At 43.1% G+C, this 15100-nt stretch carries 15 protein-coding genes and 1 pseudogene; 9 read left to right on the top strand and 7 right to left on the bottom strand.

The window, feature by feature from the left end; all coding sequences use genetic code 11:
* Positions 1-4: 4 nt before the first annotated feature.
* Positions 5-622 carry a L,D-transpeptidase family protein gene (locus FC60_RS01355; RefSeq protein ID WP_420804644.1) on the bottom strand — a complete coding sequence of 206 codons (618 nt, stop codon included), beginning with the start codon at positions 620-622 and terminating at the stop codon, positions 5-7.
* A gap of 66 nt (positions 623-688) precedes the next feature.
* On the bottom strand, positions 689-1327 hold the full coding sequence (locus FC60_RS01350; protein WP_056936720.1) for an HAD family hydrolase: 639 nt from the start codon (positions 1325-1327) through the stop codon (positions 689-691).
* Between the two features lie 376 nt (positions 1328-1703).
* On the opposite strand from FC60_RS01350, the pseudogene FC60_RS01345 reads away from it, so the two are divergent.
* Both FC60_RS01345 and FC60_RS01340 read left to right on the top strand, forming a co-directional pair.
* A pseudogene (locus FC60_RS01345) lies at positions 1704-2980 on the top strand (MFS transporter).
* A 128-nt stretch (positions 2981-3108) separates the two neighbouring features.
* Positions 3109-3651, top strand: coding sequence for an RBBP9/YdeN family alpha/beta hydrolase (locus FC60_RS01340; RefSeq protein WP_056936719.1), 543 nt, complete (start codon positions 3109-3111; stop codon positions 3649-3651).
* A gap of 48 nt (positions 3652-3699) precedes the next feature.
* On the opposite strand, the gene FC60_RS01335 is transcribed toward FC60_RS01340, so the two are convergent.
* The 4 genes from FC60_RS01335 to FC60_RS01320 all read right to left on the bottom strand — a co-directional run bounded on the left by FC60_RS01335 (position 3700) and on the right by FC60_RS01320 (position 8858).
* Complete coding sequence (locus FC60_RS01335) at positions 3700-4605, bottom strand: proline-specific peptidase family protein (RefSeq protein WP_056936718.1); 906 nt, start codon at positions 4603-4605, stop codon at positions 3700-3702.
* A 44-nt stretch (positions 4606-4649) separates the two neighbouring features.
* The gene (locus FC60_RS01330; protein ID WP_056936717.1) at positions 4650-7004 is read right to left on the bottom strand and encodes a Xaa-Pro dipeptidyl-peptidase; all 2355 of its coding nucleotides are present in this window, start codon (positions 7002-7004) and stop codon (positions 4650-4652) included.
* 10 nt (positions 7005-7014) lie between these two features.
* The gene (locus FC60_RS01325) at positions 7015-7371 is read right to left on the bottom strand and encodes an arsenate reductase family protein (protein ID WP_056936716.1); all 357 of its coding nucleotides are present in this window, start codon (positions 7369-7371) and stop codon (positions 7015-7017) included.
* 92 nt (positions 7372-7463) lie between these two features.
* The gene (locus FC60_RS01320) at positions 7464-8858 is read right to left on the bottom strand and encodes an APC family permease (RefSeq protein WP_056936715.1); all 1395 of its coding nucleotides are present in this window, start codon (positions 8856-8858) and stop codon (positions 7464-7466) included.
* 101 nt (positions 8859-8959) lie between these two features.
* Here FC60_RS01320 and FC60_RS01315 point away from each other — a divergent pair, with 101 nt between their 5' ends.
* From FC60_RS01315 to FC60_RS01290, 6 genes are all read left to right on the top strand, one after another.
* Positions 8960-9382 (top strand): bis(5'-nucleosyl)-tetraphosphatase, encoded by a 423-nt coding sequence (locus FC60_RS01315; RefSeq protein ID WP_056936714.1) that lies wholly within the window; start codon positions 8960-8962, stop codon positions 9380-9382.
* Entirely contained in the window at positions 9382-9939 is a 558-nt protein-coding gene (locus FC60_RS01310; protein WP_056936713.1) for a guanylate kinase, read from the top strand. The genes FC60_RS01315 and FC60_RS01310 overlap by 1 nt, the downstream gene beginning before the upstream one ends.
* Before the next feature lie 11 nt (positions 9940-9950).
* Positions 9951-10394 (top strand): Fur family transcriptional regulator, encoded by a 444-nt coding sequence (locus FC60_RS01305; RefSeq protein ID WP_056936712.1) that lies wholly within the window; start codon positions 9951-9953, stop codon positions 10392-10394.
* Positions 10395-10474: 80 nt separating this feature from the next.
* A complete protein-coding gene (locus FC60_RS01300; protein ID WP_056936711.1) occupies positions 10475-10894 on the top strand; it encodes a hypothetical protein in 420 nt (139 codons plus the stop codon).
* 11 nt (positions 10895-10905) lie between these two features.
* Positions 10906-11748, top strand: coding sequence for a DUF6681 family protein (locus FC60_RS01295; RefSeq protein ID WP_007122242.1), 843 nt, complete (start codon positions 10906-10908; stop codon positions 11746-11748).
* A 4-nt stretch (positions 11749-11752) separates the two neighbouring features.
* The gene (locus FC60_RS01290) at positions 11753-12262 is read left to right on the top strand and encodes an SA1002 family membrane protein (RefSeq protein ID WP_056936710.1); all 510 of its coding nucleotides are present in this window, start codon (positions 11753-11755) and stop codon (positions 12260-12262) included.
* A 76-nt stretch (positions 12263-12338) separates the two neighbouring features.
* Here the strand turns inward: FC60_RS01290 and FC60_RS01285 are convergent, their stop codons facing one another.
* Positions 12339-13376, bottom strand: a complete 1038-nt coding sequence (locus FC60_RS01285) for an aldose epimerase family protein (RefSeq protein ID WP_056936709.1) — start codon at positions 13374-13376, stop codon at positions 12339-12341.
* 117 nt (positions 13377-13493) lie between these two features.
* Here FC60_RS01285 and FC60_RS01280 point away from each other — a divergent pair, with 117 nt between their 5' ends.
* On the top strand, positions 13494-15086 hold the full coding sequence (locus FC60_RS01280; protein ID WP_082601312.1) for an APC family permease: 1593 nt from the start codon (positions 13494-13496) through the stop codon (positions 15084-15086).
* Positions 15087-15100: the final 14 nt, after the last annotated feature.

Genomic DNA, 15100 nt, shown 5'->3' with positions numbered 1-15100 from the left:
TTGCTTACTTAATGACGACTTTAGTTCCTTCTTTGATATTATCGTAGAACCACTTTGAATCAGTAACTGATAGTCGAACACAACCATGGGAATTGGATTCTTTCCCCAGTTCTTTTGCTTCCGACTCAATGAAATTCCCGTTCTGATCAGTAGGGACAGAGTGGAAGAGGTACTCACCATGATTAAGAAAAGAAACATAGTTTTTGGCCCCCTCCCCACTTTCGGCGTTGTAAAAGAAGTCGCCCCGTTCACTTTGAATGTAAAAGGTTCCAGTCGGAGTCGGGCTTTCCTTAGAGCCAGTCGAACAATACATGGTATATAGCACCTTTTGACCATTCATAAGGTAGACGCGCTGCTTTTTAATGGAGACTTTTACCCACATATTAGGATACTTGTTGACATCGGGGTAAGCTTTTTTCTCGGAAGAACCTTGCCAGTCAATCGTTGAGGAACTTTGGGCAGCCTTGGCCTTTTTTACTGACTGTGAACTAGCCACTGCTTGCGCTTTGGTCTCATCAACCGTGGAAACATGCGCTAAGCCGGCAATAATCATTAAAGCCAGCAACAAAAAGGCCGCTGATATAATAATTTTGTAATTAAGATAAGCTTTAATTCGATTCATCATAGTGTTGATTGTACCAATTGCAACTGGCTTCATCAAACGATATCATAAGCTATTTAAAGATAGTCATTTAATGGTTAATAAATCAGCTGGTTGATGGAGTAAAAAGTCAGCAGATTGGATTTTTTCTGGTTGGGAACTACCATAGAGGGCCCCCGCAAATTTCATCCCAGCGGCATGAGCGGCCTTAAGATCATTAACGGTATCGCCTACATAGATCGTATTTTCAGGGCTTCCTGCGAGCCCTTGCATAGCTGCTAATAATGGTTCAGGATCGGGTTTGTGTTTACGGGTGTCTTCTTCTTTAATCACCACTTTAAAATATTTAGCAAAGGCAAATCGCTGGGTGAAATCAGCATATTCAGGGGCTTTTTTGGAGGTTGCGACGGCTAATTGGGTTTGTGGACGTTGTGCTAATTGGTCCAGGGCCTCCGCAATTCCAGACAAGGAACGCATATAAGCTTTTCGTTGGTTTGTGTACTCATTCCAGCGAGTTAGGATTTCGGATAATTGATTTTCAGGAATACCTAGTTGGACTAGTGAATCGTGACCAGTGATTCCGAAAAGTTCTTTTTGGTATTTAATCTCTTCTTCTGGGGAATAATGATAACCAAAATCAGCCAAGGCCATGATCATTGCCGGCATGTACATCTCACTGGTATCAATTAAAGTTCCATCAATATCGAAAATAAAATTAGTAATCATGGATTCGGTTACATCCTTTTGTATAAAGTCTATCAAGATCATAGCATAGGATCGAAAAGATGTTAAAAATTAAAAAAACTTAATTTTCTTATTGACTTCTAATTTTACTGATGATAATCTTGAAAACATCAAATCAAGGAGGAACAGATTTATGACATTGACAAGTCTTTTACAAACTAATCGTCAAATTATTATCCGAGTCATTATTCAGTAGGTGGTGCGGATCTATTTGAGATTGTCTGCATCACCGTGACCAGTTTTAGTGATGTGGATGGTCAACTTGTTAATGGGAAATCTGTTAGCCAGTTAGCTGTTCATCAGTTAACTGGCTTTTTGTTTGATTAGAGAAGCTTAATGAAAAGTGAGGAAATATTTTATGGATGTAACGAACGATCAAGCTCGCAGCACAACATTACCTAAGTTTAAAGCCGATCCAGTCAAAACGGTTATTTTAGCCTCTTTAATGGGAACAGCCATTGAATTCTTTGACTTTTATGCTTATGGAACGGCATCTGCCGCATACTTCCCCAGTGTCTTCTTTCCGCAAATGACGCCTTTGTTGCTCGCCCAGTGGGTTCCTTCTTATTCGGTCATTTTGGTGATCAGTTAGGGCGGAAACGGACCCTAGTGGTTTCTCTAATGGTGATGGGGGTTGCTACCGTGGCCATCGGCTTTATCCCAAGTTATAACTCAATTGGGGTTTGGGGCGCATTGCTTTTGTGTCTTTGCCGCTTTGTTCAAGGAATCGGCCTTGGCGGTGAATGGTCAGGGGCCGTTTTGGTGGCTACTGAAAATGCGCCTGCTGATAAGCGGGCCTTATACGGAGCCTTTCCAGAAGTTGGGGCACCGATTGGTTTCTTCTTGTGTAACGGCCTTTTCTTTGTCTTAGAAAATGTTTTGACGCCGGCCCAAATGACTAGTTTTGGTTGGCGGATTCCTTTCTGGGCTTCCTCAGTCCTAGTCTTTATTGGATTGTATGTCCGGCGGCGGCTTCAAGAAACGCCATTGTTCAAGCTGGCGCAAGAACAAGACAATACTACCAAGTCACCATTGAAGGAAGTTTTCAAGTCCAACTGGCGGGAAATTGCTAAAGGGACCTTCATCATGGGTGCAACTTATGCGCTCTTCTTTACGTTGACAACTTGGTCCTTGTCGTATGCAACCACGTCCTTAGGCTTTAGCCATTCAGAATTTTTGCTATTACTAATGGGTGCGATTGTTGAATTTGCGGCCTTGATTATGCTGACTTCAATTTTAGCTGATAAGATCGGCCGGAAGAAGGTCTTGTTAACCGCTTCGGTAGCTTTGGTTGTCTACTCCTTAGTCTTCCCATACTTCCTCGAAGGCCAACACAACATGTTTGGGATGCTGTTGTTCCTCGGTCTTGGTTTCTTGGTTATGGGATCCTTATATGGACCAGTCGGTGCCGTGCTTCCAGAATTATTCCCAACTAAGGTTCGTTATTCCGGTGCGGGAATTACCTACAACTTGGCAGCCGTTGTTGGAGCTGCAGTAGCACCATCGATCACGACCTGGTTGATTGCTGAATATGGTCTGCACTCAGCTGGTTACTACATGCTAGCCTTGGCTGTTGTTTCGGTAGTGGCTTGGTTGCTAACTAAAGAAACGAAAGACGTTGATTACACGAAATAAAGTAACATTGCTCAGGAGTTACTGGGCAATTAGAAGATTACCTAAGTGAATGAGATAAATAAGCAGCGATGTTAAAATGGAGGGAAACCTCATTTGGCATCGCTGTTTATTATAGGAAAGGGATCTTTATGCAAGTCGGATATTTAATTCATGGGACGTCGACCCGAGATGATGATTGGTTTCCCTGGTTAGAAGCATCTTTAAAACCGCGTGTGAACATAGAGCGACTATGGTTACCGCAACCATTTGACCCTGATCCGCTGGAATGGGAGCGAGCGATGGAAGAACAAATGAAACCAGTTGCTGGGACCTTGTTAGTAGCCCACAGTCTAGGTTGTTTAGCCACTTTACGTTATATCGAACAAAATCCCGTTAAGGATCTTCGGCTGGTACTGGTTGGCGCCTTTGATCAGCTTTTGCCTGCTTATCCGCAATTAGACGCTTTTTGTCAGCCGCCCTTAGATTATGCTCAAATTAAGACCAAAGTCAGTGCAGCGACTATTATTACGGCACAAGATGACTATGTCGTACCAACAAATTTATCAGTTCAGGTGGCCCAGCGCTTAGCTTCGAAGTTAATTGAGTTACCAACGGGTGGTCATTTTCTCACGAGTGATGGTTATCAGCAGTTTCCGCTAGTGAAAGCAGAATGTTTAAAATTAATTGATTAAAAAGAAAACAACCTGGGAAGAATTACGATTCTTCTCAGGTTGTTTTGACTAAAATTGGTCATTTTCAACATCGCGGATGAAATCAGCTAAGTGCCGGTAGTACACATCTGGATTATCAACCATGTGATGATGTCCGCCATCAGGTGTCGTTACGAGACGAGCATGCGGAATGATATCAGCCATTGTTCGTGCTGTAGCCAGGGGCATGGTTTCGTGTTCACCAAAAGTTAAGAGAGTTGGGACTTTGATTTTTGGTAGTTGATCGCGGAAGTGCCAGTCTTTTAATTTCCCAGTAATGACGAATTCATTGTCGCCTTGGAAAGCGTTATAGGTAGCTGTACCACCAAGGTCCATTAGATGATAAAGCTTGGATGGCTGCTTTCGGTCGACAAAGCCTTCGTTTAAGATTTGGACATTTTTTTGATAACGTTCATTATCATAATTATTAGTTCGCTCACATTCCTTCATAAAGGCAACTTCTTCTGCCGGCAAGGTTTCTTCGCGAACTTGATTAACGTGGTCAACGTATTCATCAATTTCATCGACCATTGAAGAAATAATTGCTCCTTTAAGGTGTTCACCATACTTAACCGCATATTCTTGAACTAAAAGGCCACCCCAACTTTGGCCAATTAAATAGAATTGGTCAATCCCTAGCTTCTGGCGAACTTCTTCCACTTCATCCAAAAAATACTCATAGGTCAGAAATTGATCCCGATTTGCGGGATCAGAATAATCAGGTTGATCTGAATATAGAGAACCTAATTGGTCATACATGTGAACTTGAACGTCCAGTCCCTGAGCTTTTAATTGTGCAGCGGTGTCTTCCCAGTATTCATGGTTTCCACCGGGTCCACCGTGTAAACATAATAAGTGAATCGTCCCGCTTCCTTGGGTATTAGTCCAAAGATGATAGCCGTTGTCGAGCGTAATAATAGTTGTTCCTGTTTTCATGAGCTGCTCCTATCAATAAAATAATCTTATTTTAAACCGAATAATTAAAATGGCAAGGTTAGGCTACTTTTACTTAAATCAACTTGATAAGTAATATTTTCGTTTCCTCGCAAAGACATTTGGTAATCAGTTCCGAAGATCACTAATTCTAAATGATGGTGATTAGCAAGGTGATGGAAAATTGGCTGTAAATCAAATTCAACCGTTACCCATTGTTGGGCAGCGAGGTCAATAGCAAATTCTGGATCATGAGGATTTTGAAGGTTAGCGTGCCCAAATGAAATCATTTTATAATCACTTGGTTGGGCTTGAAGTTTAAAATCTCTCAGATCATCCGTTTGCCAATGGTAGCCCAGCTGAATTCCTTGGCGTTCAATCATGGTTGGACTAATGGTTAGTCGTCGTTCCGCCCCCCGATCAACTAAGTAAGCGCTGATCATGCCATGGTCAAGGGATGATTGGACGGTGAGCGATAGATGAGGGGTTCCTTGATAATAATCACTTTGAAGCGCGGTTAATGGGATCGAGTAACTGAAGCGATTAGTTTGACCTAATAAAGCCTTCGCCCATTGACCCGGGTCTTTGCACCATTGCTGGTACTGAGTTTCAGGTTGCCGATCGCTAAATTGAATAATTTCTTCACCTAGGGCGACTTGATGAGCTGGGGCATTCCAATGGTCATAGGCCGTCCAAGTTTGGGCTTTAACATTATCTTGCACGATTAAATTAGGTAAAAGTTGATCGGCATGATTATCGACTTCCCACAGCTTTTGTGCAAGCCAAAGATTAACCATTTCAGAAAAATCAAGGGATGGAAAGGCGTTGATATAAATATGTTCTCCTTGGTGCAAGATTAATTTGTGATCTCCAGGAAGGCTTTGCAGCCGATCGTATAGATGTTTAACGTTGCTCGGTTTAACGTTCCAGTCGTTTAAGCCATGGACCATCATGACGTCACATTTGATTTGTTTAACGTGGGGAAGATAGTCCCGTTGCCGCCAGAAATCATTATATTGGCCACTAGCCCGGTCTTGGGCTTTGGTCATTTGAGCTAAATACTTTTGGTTGATGGCCGTGATACGTTGGTAATCGGCGGGCCGTTTGGTACGACTAAAGGTTTCAGCTGCCAGCACGTCGGCATCTTCTCCCTGAAAGCCCATGGGGGCCATTACCAGACCATTTTCCCGGTAATAATCATACCAACTAGAGATTGCGGCTTCGCTAATAATCGCTTTAAGTCCCGGGACACCCGTGGTAGCAACGGCAGTCGATAGCGTCCCCAAATAAGAACGACCCGTCATGGCGACGTTGCCGTTGCACCAACTAGCTTTGATGGTGATGCCACTAGTGCGGTCAGTATAGGCATGCCGGATCCCATGGAGCCATTCCACGACGACCTTCATTGATTCGGTTTGTTCCGGAGAGCCACAAGTTTGGAGTCCATCCGAATCTTTGGTGCCAATCCCAGCCGCATATACAATAGCGTATCCACGAGGCGCCAAGTAATTATTAAGGGTGTAGCCGGGGGTATTGCTAAAAGTCTCGGTGGCAACTTGAGCATGTCCCGTCACTGCCTGGCATCTTTGGGGATTGGTAAATTTAGTTTCTTGGGACGCCTGATGGTCGGGAGCTAGATGGGTTAAAGGTTGGTTAACATCATGGGTGATAATTTCGCCCCAACGGTCGTTAGTTCCTTGGTTGTACGGGCTGGCGGTGAAGACAGTCGGAACTTTTAGACCATGATTAGAGTCGGCCGGCCGCATAATTTCGACTTTAATCAAGTCTGCTTGGCCATCAAAGTCGGTGTCATGATCCATTTCAACATAGACCACTTCGTAGATAAATTGGTGCGGATCAAAACAAGCGATGGGCTGACCGTTGACTAACAGCGGTTTTTGTTTTGCTGGCAATTGATAGGTCCAAGTCAAAAGACCTTGGCCAGTTAAATAGTCTAACCAAGTTTGACCGTGTTTGGTGCGTGTTAACAATAGTTGGTAGAAACCACGGGCCACGGCGGCTTGATTCCAAAGCTCGTAAGTTGGTAACTGAAGATTCATTCCTTGGGCGTCAGTCAGCGGATCAGCTAATGAAAAGTCTAGAGCAGGTTCAAAATCTAATAATTGTAAGGCGACACGGGCAAAGATCTCATCCGTAATCGGTTGGTCGTTAGCTAACCACTCATCTAAGGCCATGGATGGGGTGGCTAAGTAGTCATGGAGGCGCAGTTCATGTTGAGCGTCGGTTGTCCCATTACAATCAACACGCCATAAGAGACGTTGCCACAGTTCTTTAGGCTGGCAAGTTTCTAATTCATCAGTTGCTAATAATCTTAAATGCGCTAATTCCGTTAAGGGTTGGCATCCCGGAATGAGTTGGTTAGCGAATTGATTAATTTTCATTAGCGCTTCCTCACTTTAACCAGGTTTCTTCATAGACGTCGGTTTTAAAGCCGCAGGTTAACTGGTGTCCATCAACCATTAAAGGGCGTTTAATTAATTTACCATCGGTAGATAAGAGCGTGGCAGCTTCATCGATAGTCAGATCATTGACCCGCTCTTTAAGATTTTGTTGACGGTAATGTTGACCACTTGTATTGAAAAAATATTTGATAGGGTGACCGCTATTGGTCAGCCAGTCGACAAATTGCTCTTTCGTTGGTGGTTGCTCAACTAAGTCTTGTTGGTCATAAGCAACTTGGTGTTCATCCAACCACTTTTGAGCTTTTTTGCAGGTACTACAACGGGAATAACAGTAAAACATGGTCATGAGTGGGCCTCCTAAATAATTTTTCTTAATTATAAATAAAAATCGGCTGTGAAGAAAACATAAAATAAGTTTCTTCACAGCCTTATCAAGACTTATTTATCTGAAAGGTGACTTAACTTACTGTGCCGGTATCCGTAAGCAAAGTAAATGATTAAACCGAGGATAAACCAAATGGCAGCATTGATTAAAGTTTCGGCAGACAAGAGACAAATCATCCCAATGCAGGCCAAACCGGAAATGATTGGTAAGACCGGGTAGAGAGGAACTTTAAAGCCATCGTTTTTGATGTCCGATCGTTTACGTAGCGGAATGACCCCAAAGGAAACGGCAGTAAAGGCCAGCAAAGTACCAATGTTAACCAAATTAGTTAATTGATCAAGGGAAACCAATCCACCCATGAAAGCGATAATAATGGTAACAATCCAAAGTGCCCGTTGAGGAGCTTGGTGCTTCTCATCAAACTTACTAATAAAGTTTGGTAAAAGACCATCCCGACCAATCGAGTAAACCAACCGGGAACTAGAATAAGTCATCGAGATCATCATGGTAAACATCCCGACCAATGCCCCCAGTGAAAGTAGATCGGCTAACCAACCTTGGTTAACGTATTTCAAGGCAAAGGCCACCGGGTTAGCCACGTCGAGGTGAGTGTATTTAACCATCCCGGTTAAGACAATCGAAACTCCCATGTAGAGTACAGTTGCAACGATTAAGGAACCGATGATCCCAATCGGCATGTTTTTCTGCGGATTCTTCACTTCAGCCGATGAAGCAGCAACCACGTCAAAACCAAGAAAGGCGAAGAAGACCGTGGTAGCCCCCTTTAAGGATCCAAAGAGATGGTAAGGGAGGAATGGATGGTAGTTACGAGGCTTGATAAAGAAGATTCCGATAACGATGAAGATGACAATTATGGCTAATTTAACCAGCACCATAACATCGTTAATCTTAATGGAAGTACTGATCCCATGAGATAGGATCCAACCAACAAATAAGACAATTAAGACCGCCACAATATTAATGTAGGTTCCGTGGGCAGGATCAAATGGCCCTGAAAGAGCGGTTGGAATTTTAATACCAAAACTTTCAATAAAAGAGGCAAAGTAGGCTGACCAACCTGTTGAAACGGAGGCCACTGCCAACATGTACTCTAAGATTAAGGCCCAGCCAAGCACCCAACCAACGATTTCTCCAAAAACGACATTACCGTATGAGTAGGCGCTCCCTGCAACTGGTAAGGCGGAGGCGAATTCCGCATAACACATTGCCGCTAGAGCACACACAATGGCAGCAAAGAAGAACGATAAGGTTACCCCAGGGCCAGCGGTTGTGGCGGCCACGGTTCCCGGTAAAATGAAAATCCCGGTCCCAATAATTGCCCCAATCCCCAGAGTCATTAGGTCAATTCCATTCATGGATTTGACAAATTGTTTGTCGGATCCTAGGTAAGTAGCCAAGGATTCTTTTCGGAAAATATTTTGACTCATAACAATCTCCATCTATTTTAGCTTTATGTAGTAAAATACTAGTACATCATACCGATATCTAAATTAAAAGTCAATGAGATAAAGATTAGGAGGGGTTTAAAATGGCAACTGAGATCACAAGTGGAGCCGTCGTTTATCGGCGGACAGCGACTGGAATTGAGTATTTATTACTACAGAGTCAAAATCCGGGACACTTTTGGGGTTTTCCCAAGGGTCATGTAGAAGTAGGAGAAGATCTGGTGACTGCGGCAACGCGAGAGATTCGAGAAGAGACCAGTTTGCACTTAATAATTGATCCAAGTTTTCAAGTTACAACTTCATATGATTTACCAAATGGAAATTTAAAAGAAATGACCCTCTATACGGCGCCCGTCCCAACTAATTCTGAACTTAATCTTCAGACTGAAGAAATTGCGAATGCTGGTTGGTTTAACTATCAAGCTGCCCGCCAACGATTGACCTATGATAATTTGAAATCATTACTGGATCAGGTTAATCAACATTTGGTGGAGTTAGGAAAATAATGAAGAAAGTTTTCGTAATCGTAGGTGCGGCTGGCACTGGTAAAACAACGGTCCAAGCCTATTTACAAGCCCAATACCAAATCGCCAAAGTAATCACTCATACAACAAGGCCAGCGCGGGCTGGAGAAGTAGATGGGGTCGATTATTATTTTGAGAGTCCCGATAGTTTTCAACATTTAGAGTTGTTGGAACAGGTTGAATATGATCATTATCAATATGGTTCATCACGGGAAGCTTTAGAACGAGCCTGGCAGGGTCATCCAGCAGCCGTGATTGTTTTAGATTCCCAAGGGGCTTTGACCTATTGTCAACAACTCGGGTCGCAAGTAGTGGTAATCTTCTTAACGGTTGCCAATCCTGACATCTTAGTGCAACGGTTAAGGACGCGTGGTGATAATTCTCAAGCGATTCGCTCGCGGATTAACAGCCAGGAATTTAAACGTGACCTGACCCTACCAGATCAATTGACGGATCGGTCGTATGTGATTAATAATGAGGACTGGACGATCACTCGGCAACAATTAGACCGATTGGTCCTACGAGAATTAGTAGACTAAAAGGAGTAACTATGGCAACTTTAAGTGAACAAGCCGTTGCTTTAATTCGACGGAGTCAGTTGCGATTAACCAAACAGCGCCAATCCTTAATTGATATATTAGCTAGCTCACCAGAACACTATTTAGAAGTAACTTATGTTGATCAATTAATGCGTCAACAGTATCCAGGGGTTAGTCATAATACGATTTATCGTAATTTAGAAGAGTTTCAAACAGCGGGGATTGTCGAAATTACGCAGCGGAGTCATGGCAAAGCCGTTAAACTAAGCTGTGATCAAGAAGCTCATGAACACCATCATCATTTTATTTGTCAAGAATGTGGACGGGTAACCGAAATCCACATGAAGCCCTTTGATTTAGAGTTTTATCAAGCTCAGTTGCCGGGAGCGGAAATTACGGGCCATGAATTTGAATTATATGGGCGGTGTGCTGATTGCGTTAAGAAGCATGAATAATTCACATAAAAATTATGCTTAAACTGCTGTTTTATGGTGATTTAACGTTATAATAGAGGACCTGATAAGGAGGCCGTAATATGGTAATGAAAATACCACCGTTTATAACACCATTTGCTTTGGTATCACTAGTATTAGCTTTAGGAGCAACGAATGTTTGGGTTAACTTGGCTACCCATACCAATAATGGGGCTTCAGTAAGCTCAACAAGTAGCGTTAGTTCTTCGACGTCCAGTGACCAAATGCGCAGTGATGGAAGTGATCGCTCAAGTATGAGTGACCAAAGTAGTGATCAACGGTCATCCAATGATCAGAATAACTCACTAGATGACACGACTGGTCAGTCAAGTAGTCAGACGACAACGCGAAATCAAACCCAATCTTCTTCAGCATCAACGACGGGCACGACCAATACCGGACAAGGAACTGGAGCAACCACAACTACTACTGATACGGGCACGACCGGTACTACTGGCACTACGGCGGGAACCACTAACTAGGAGGAGCCAAGATGTTTACCTTTTTAGACATGATTAATAGCTCCCTGGGCTATTTCAATATGAGTGTAAAGGTCAAAAATCGGATTTATACGATTGTGGCTTTATTAGGGGATGGGTATCTGATCTACGTTACCTTCATGCTGCTCAAGAACCAATCTTGGTTACGGGGCTTTTTATATTGCCTAGCGGTAATTGTGATCACCTATTATCTCTATTTAAATATTGTTTATTATTATTTGGGACGCACTTCGCGATGGGACTTTCTATCGCCGAAATTAACCCAATTAACAGGTTTTTCGCCAGAAACTCCCGAGGAAAAGGATCGAAAACGTTTAGCCCGGCGGGAAGCAATGCTGGCAATGAACCAATCGAATGGTCTGTATGCTAATGAGGATGTCATCCAAACAGAAGTGAAGATTAGCCAACAGGAGCAACAGAATTTACGGGATGTAGTTGATGATCTAGTGGCCCGCAAGCTGATTGCCGTGGACTATAATGGCCTAGATGCCGAAGGAATTACAGAACATTTCCGATCCACGGGTGAGGGAGTGCCAGCTGTTAATAAGGGTCAACAACCACCATTTTTCGAATTAGAACACAATTCCCAAACTGGCCAGTATGAAGTCTATATTGGGATTAACCAGATGGAACGGCGACCGGTTGGGCACATCACCAAGGTCGGATTAACTGAGATTAATACGGCGGCCAAGGCTTATGAATTATATCTAGCCAATGTTTATATTACTGGTGGACCGCAGAAAATGCCGGGACGTAGTGGGAGCCCAATCTTGACGGATGCTGATTTTGGGCTGATCGTTCAAGTTGCTTACCGGAATCGCCAAGCCAAGAGGTAAGCCAATGGGATGGTTCCTATTGTTCGTGATCATGGTAACGATCGTAATTGCGGAACATCATCGAAAAGAACGTTATGTTTTTATTACTGCCGCGGGTTTATTGGCAATGATGGTGATAATAAGCACCTTCGTTTTTTTGATTGCAGTTGCGATTTCTTATTTCTTCACGAATTTGATCACCGAACTTAAAATTGGCTCTTTGTTTATTCTGTTTGGTGCGATTTTAATCCTGTGTGGTTTTATCTTATATGGATTCCTGAAGTTATTGCACCGGCGCTGGCCTTTTTCGATTACTAGTCTCACTTTAATTGAATACTACATTCAATGGACCTTGATTTATGTAACTATTTACCAAATCGTGTTTGATAATCTTTTGAAAAATTTGCAATCAATTTTAAAAATCAATTGGGTGATGAATCTCGGTTCCAACGTGATTTTGGTGGCGATTCTGGCTTCATTAATTTCATCATGGATTGCCGTGGTTTTGTACAAATTCTCCAATCGCGAGATTTAAAGATCAGAATGCATATTAAAAGGCTGGCGAAGTAGGGACCAAACCTTGCTATCGTCAGCCTTTATTATAATGAAATTTAAAATTCAATTTCGTAGCGTAAATGATTATGCATAGGCGCTTCGGGGCGGAGAACGATATTACCAAAGTCATCATGATTGATGGCATCAGTCAAAGTTTGTCCTTCCATGGCGATCGCTAACCAGGATTGCGCCGGTTTGCTTAGTCCTAAGTCGCCGGATAAACCGTTAGCGGTATAAATCACGACCGAATTACGATCTGAGTACATTTTCATCCGCCGCTTAGTTTCAGGATCGTAAAGCTGAGCGACGGGTTGATTGGTGCTGGCATCAGTTGGCGTGACTTCGAAGTAATCATCAAAGCCCCCTTCATTACTAGTAGCTTGCATTGCCGATAAAGCTTGGCCAAGAGAGCTGAATTGCTGGAAGTCATATGGGGTGCCAGCATTGGCGATCCGTTCGCCAGTAGGAATCTTGGTAGCATTAACCGCTAAGTGGTCAGTCGAATTTAACTGCAGCTCCAAACCAGTGACGTCATTATGATCACTGATGTTCCAGTAAGTATGGTTGGTTGGATTAAAGAGCGTCGGTTGATCACTAGATCCTTCAAAATCAATGGAGAGGCTGTTGTCGTTAGCTAAAGTGTAGGTCACCTTGGACGTTTCTGTTCCCGGAAAATGGTCCATTGCTTCCGTAAATTGTTTGCTTAATACAACCTGAAGTTGGTCAGTACTTTCTTTAGTTTCCACTTCCCAAAAGTTTTCTTTCCAACCATTGTTGCCACCGTGGATGTTGTTCTCACCTTCGTTTTGCTCGACATGGTAAGTCTGCTGATCAATCGTAAAAGTGGCGTGGTCAATTCGGTTAGCCACCCGGCCGATTAGCTTATTCAAGCAAAGACCATTGCCCATAAAGCCTTCCACACTGTCCGAGCTCAATAAGAGATTTTGATGACCATCAGCAGTAGGAATGCTATATTCTTGCCAAATCCCGGCCAGATTCAAAATGCTAACCCGCACATCGTGATCATTGGTCATGGTGTATTTCATTACGTCTTGATTTTGGTATTCACCAAATTTAGTAACGGTAAGTTCCATTATTTGAGTACCCCCTCAAAAGTATTGGTAAGCGGTTTCAATAAATATTCTAGCATATTTAAGGCCGGGTAAAAAAGGGATTGTGATATAATTTGTGAATTAGTAAGGAGTAGAAACGTGAAAAAACATCAAATAAGTTTATTTTCCGGGGTTATGTTGGCTCTCAGTTCCTTGATTGGTTCAGGATGGCTGTTTGGATCAGGAGCGGCGGCCCGCGTGGCTGGCCCATCAGCCATTATTTCCTGGGTAATTGGGGCCGTGGTCATGATCATGATTGCCTTTAATTACGTGGAACTCGGAACCATGTTCCCCGAAAGTGGGGGAATGAGTCGGTTTGCTCAGTATAGTCATGGATCATTATTAGGCTTTATTGCAGCCTGGGCTAATTGGGTGTCACTAATTACCTTAATTCCCATTGAAGCGGTTGCTTGTGTACAGTATATGAGTAGTTGGCCCTGGGCCTGGGCTAATTGGACAGCACAATTCATGCATAATGGGGTCATCACGACTAAGGGACTTTTGTTGGTTTTTGCGATCATGATTGTTTTCACCTTGATTAACTTTTGGTCGGTGAAATTGTTAACGCATTTTACTAGCTTAGTGTCGGTCTTTAAGTTAGTGATCCCTAGCTTGACCATTCTAGTTTTGCTATGGTCAGGTTTTCACGAAAATCATCTCGCCACTAATTTTGGTAATTTCATGCCTTTTGGGACGCGAGGGATCTTTGAAGCCGTTGCCGTTTCCGGAATCATCTTATCTTATGATGCCTTTCAAACCGTGATTAATATGGCGGGTGAAATGGTTAATCCTTCGAAAAATATTTTCCGGGGGGTCTGGATTTCACTGTCCATTACAGCTGTTATTTATATTATGTTACAGGTGGCCTTCATCGCGGCGGTACCATCGGGGATGCTCACGAATGTTGGTTGGCATGGAATCAATTTCTCCTCACCGTTTGCTGATTTAGCGGTACTTTTAGGTATTAATTGGCTGTCGATCTTGCTATACATGGATGCCTTAGTATCTCCTTTCGGGACGGGAGTAACCTTTGTTGCCACCTCATCGCGGACCTTAGCAGCAATGACCCGTAATGGAAACGTGCCGGCTTGGCTGGGGCGGATGAACCGGCGATACATGATTCCTCGCTTGGCAATGGTGGCAGATTTGCTAGTGGCAATGGTCTTAGTCTATTTCTTCCGAGACTGGAGTAAGCTTGCCACGGTCGTATCAATTTCGACCTTTGTGGCTTATGCCACGGGTCCTGTGACGGCCGTGGCCTTACGGAAAATGCGGCCCAACTTTAAACGGCCTTTTAATTCTAAACATTTGTCTTGGGTAGTCCCGCTTTCTTTTATTTTGACCGGATTGGTTATTTACTGGGCAATGTGGCCAACCACGATTGAAGTTATTTTTGTGGTCTTACTGGGCTTACCTATCTACTTCTACTATGAATTGCGTTATAACCATCGTTCGCTGAAAACCCAGCTGAAAGGATCATTATGGATGTTAGTTTATCTGGTCTTTATTTCGGCGATTTCATATCTAGGTAGTAGTGGATTTGGGGGTATTAATTGGATTCCATATCCCTATGACTTTTTGGTAATTACCATTGCTTCGATCTTCTTTTATTACTGGGCCGTGGCCTCACGAGTTGATGGCAAGGATCTTGAAGTAGCCAAAGCGATTAACGATAAAGTTAAAATCAATTAAACTCATAGACAAAT

Source organism: Limosilactobacillus gastricus DSM 16045 (assembly GCF_001434365.1).
GTDB classification, from domain to species: domain Bacteria; phylum Bacillota; class Bacilli; order Lactobacillales; family Lactobacillaceae; genus Limosilactobacillus; species Limosilactobacillus gastricus.
Note: the sequence above shows the minus strand (reverse complement) of the source record. Positions and strands in the feature narration are given on the sequence as shown.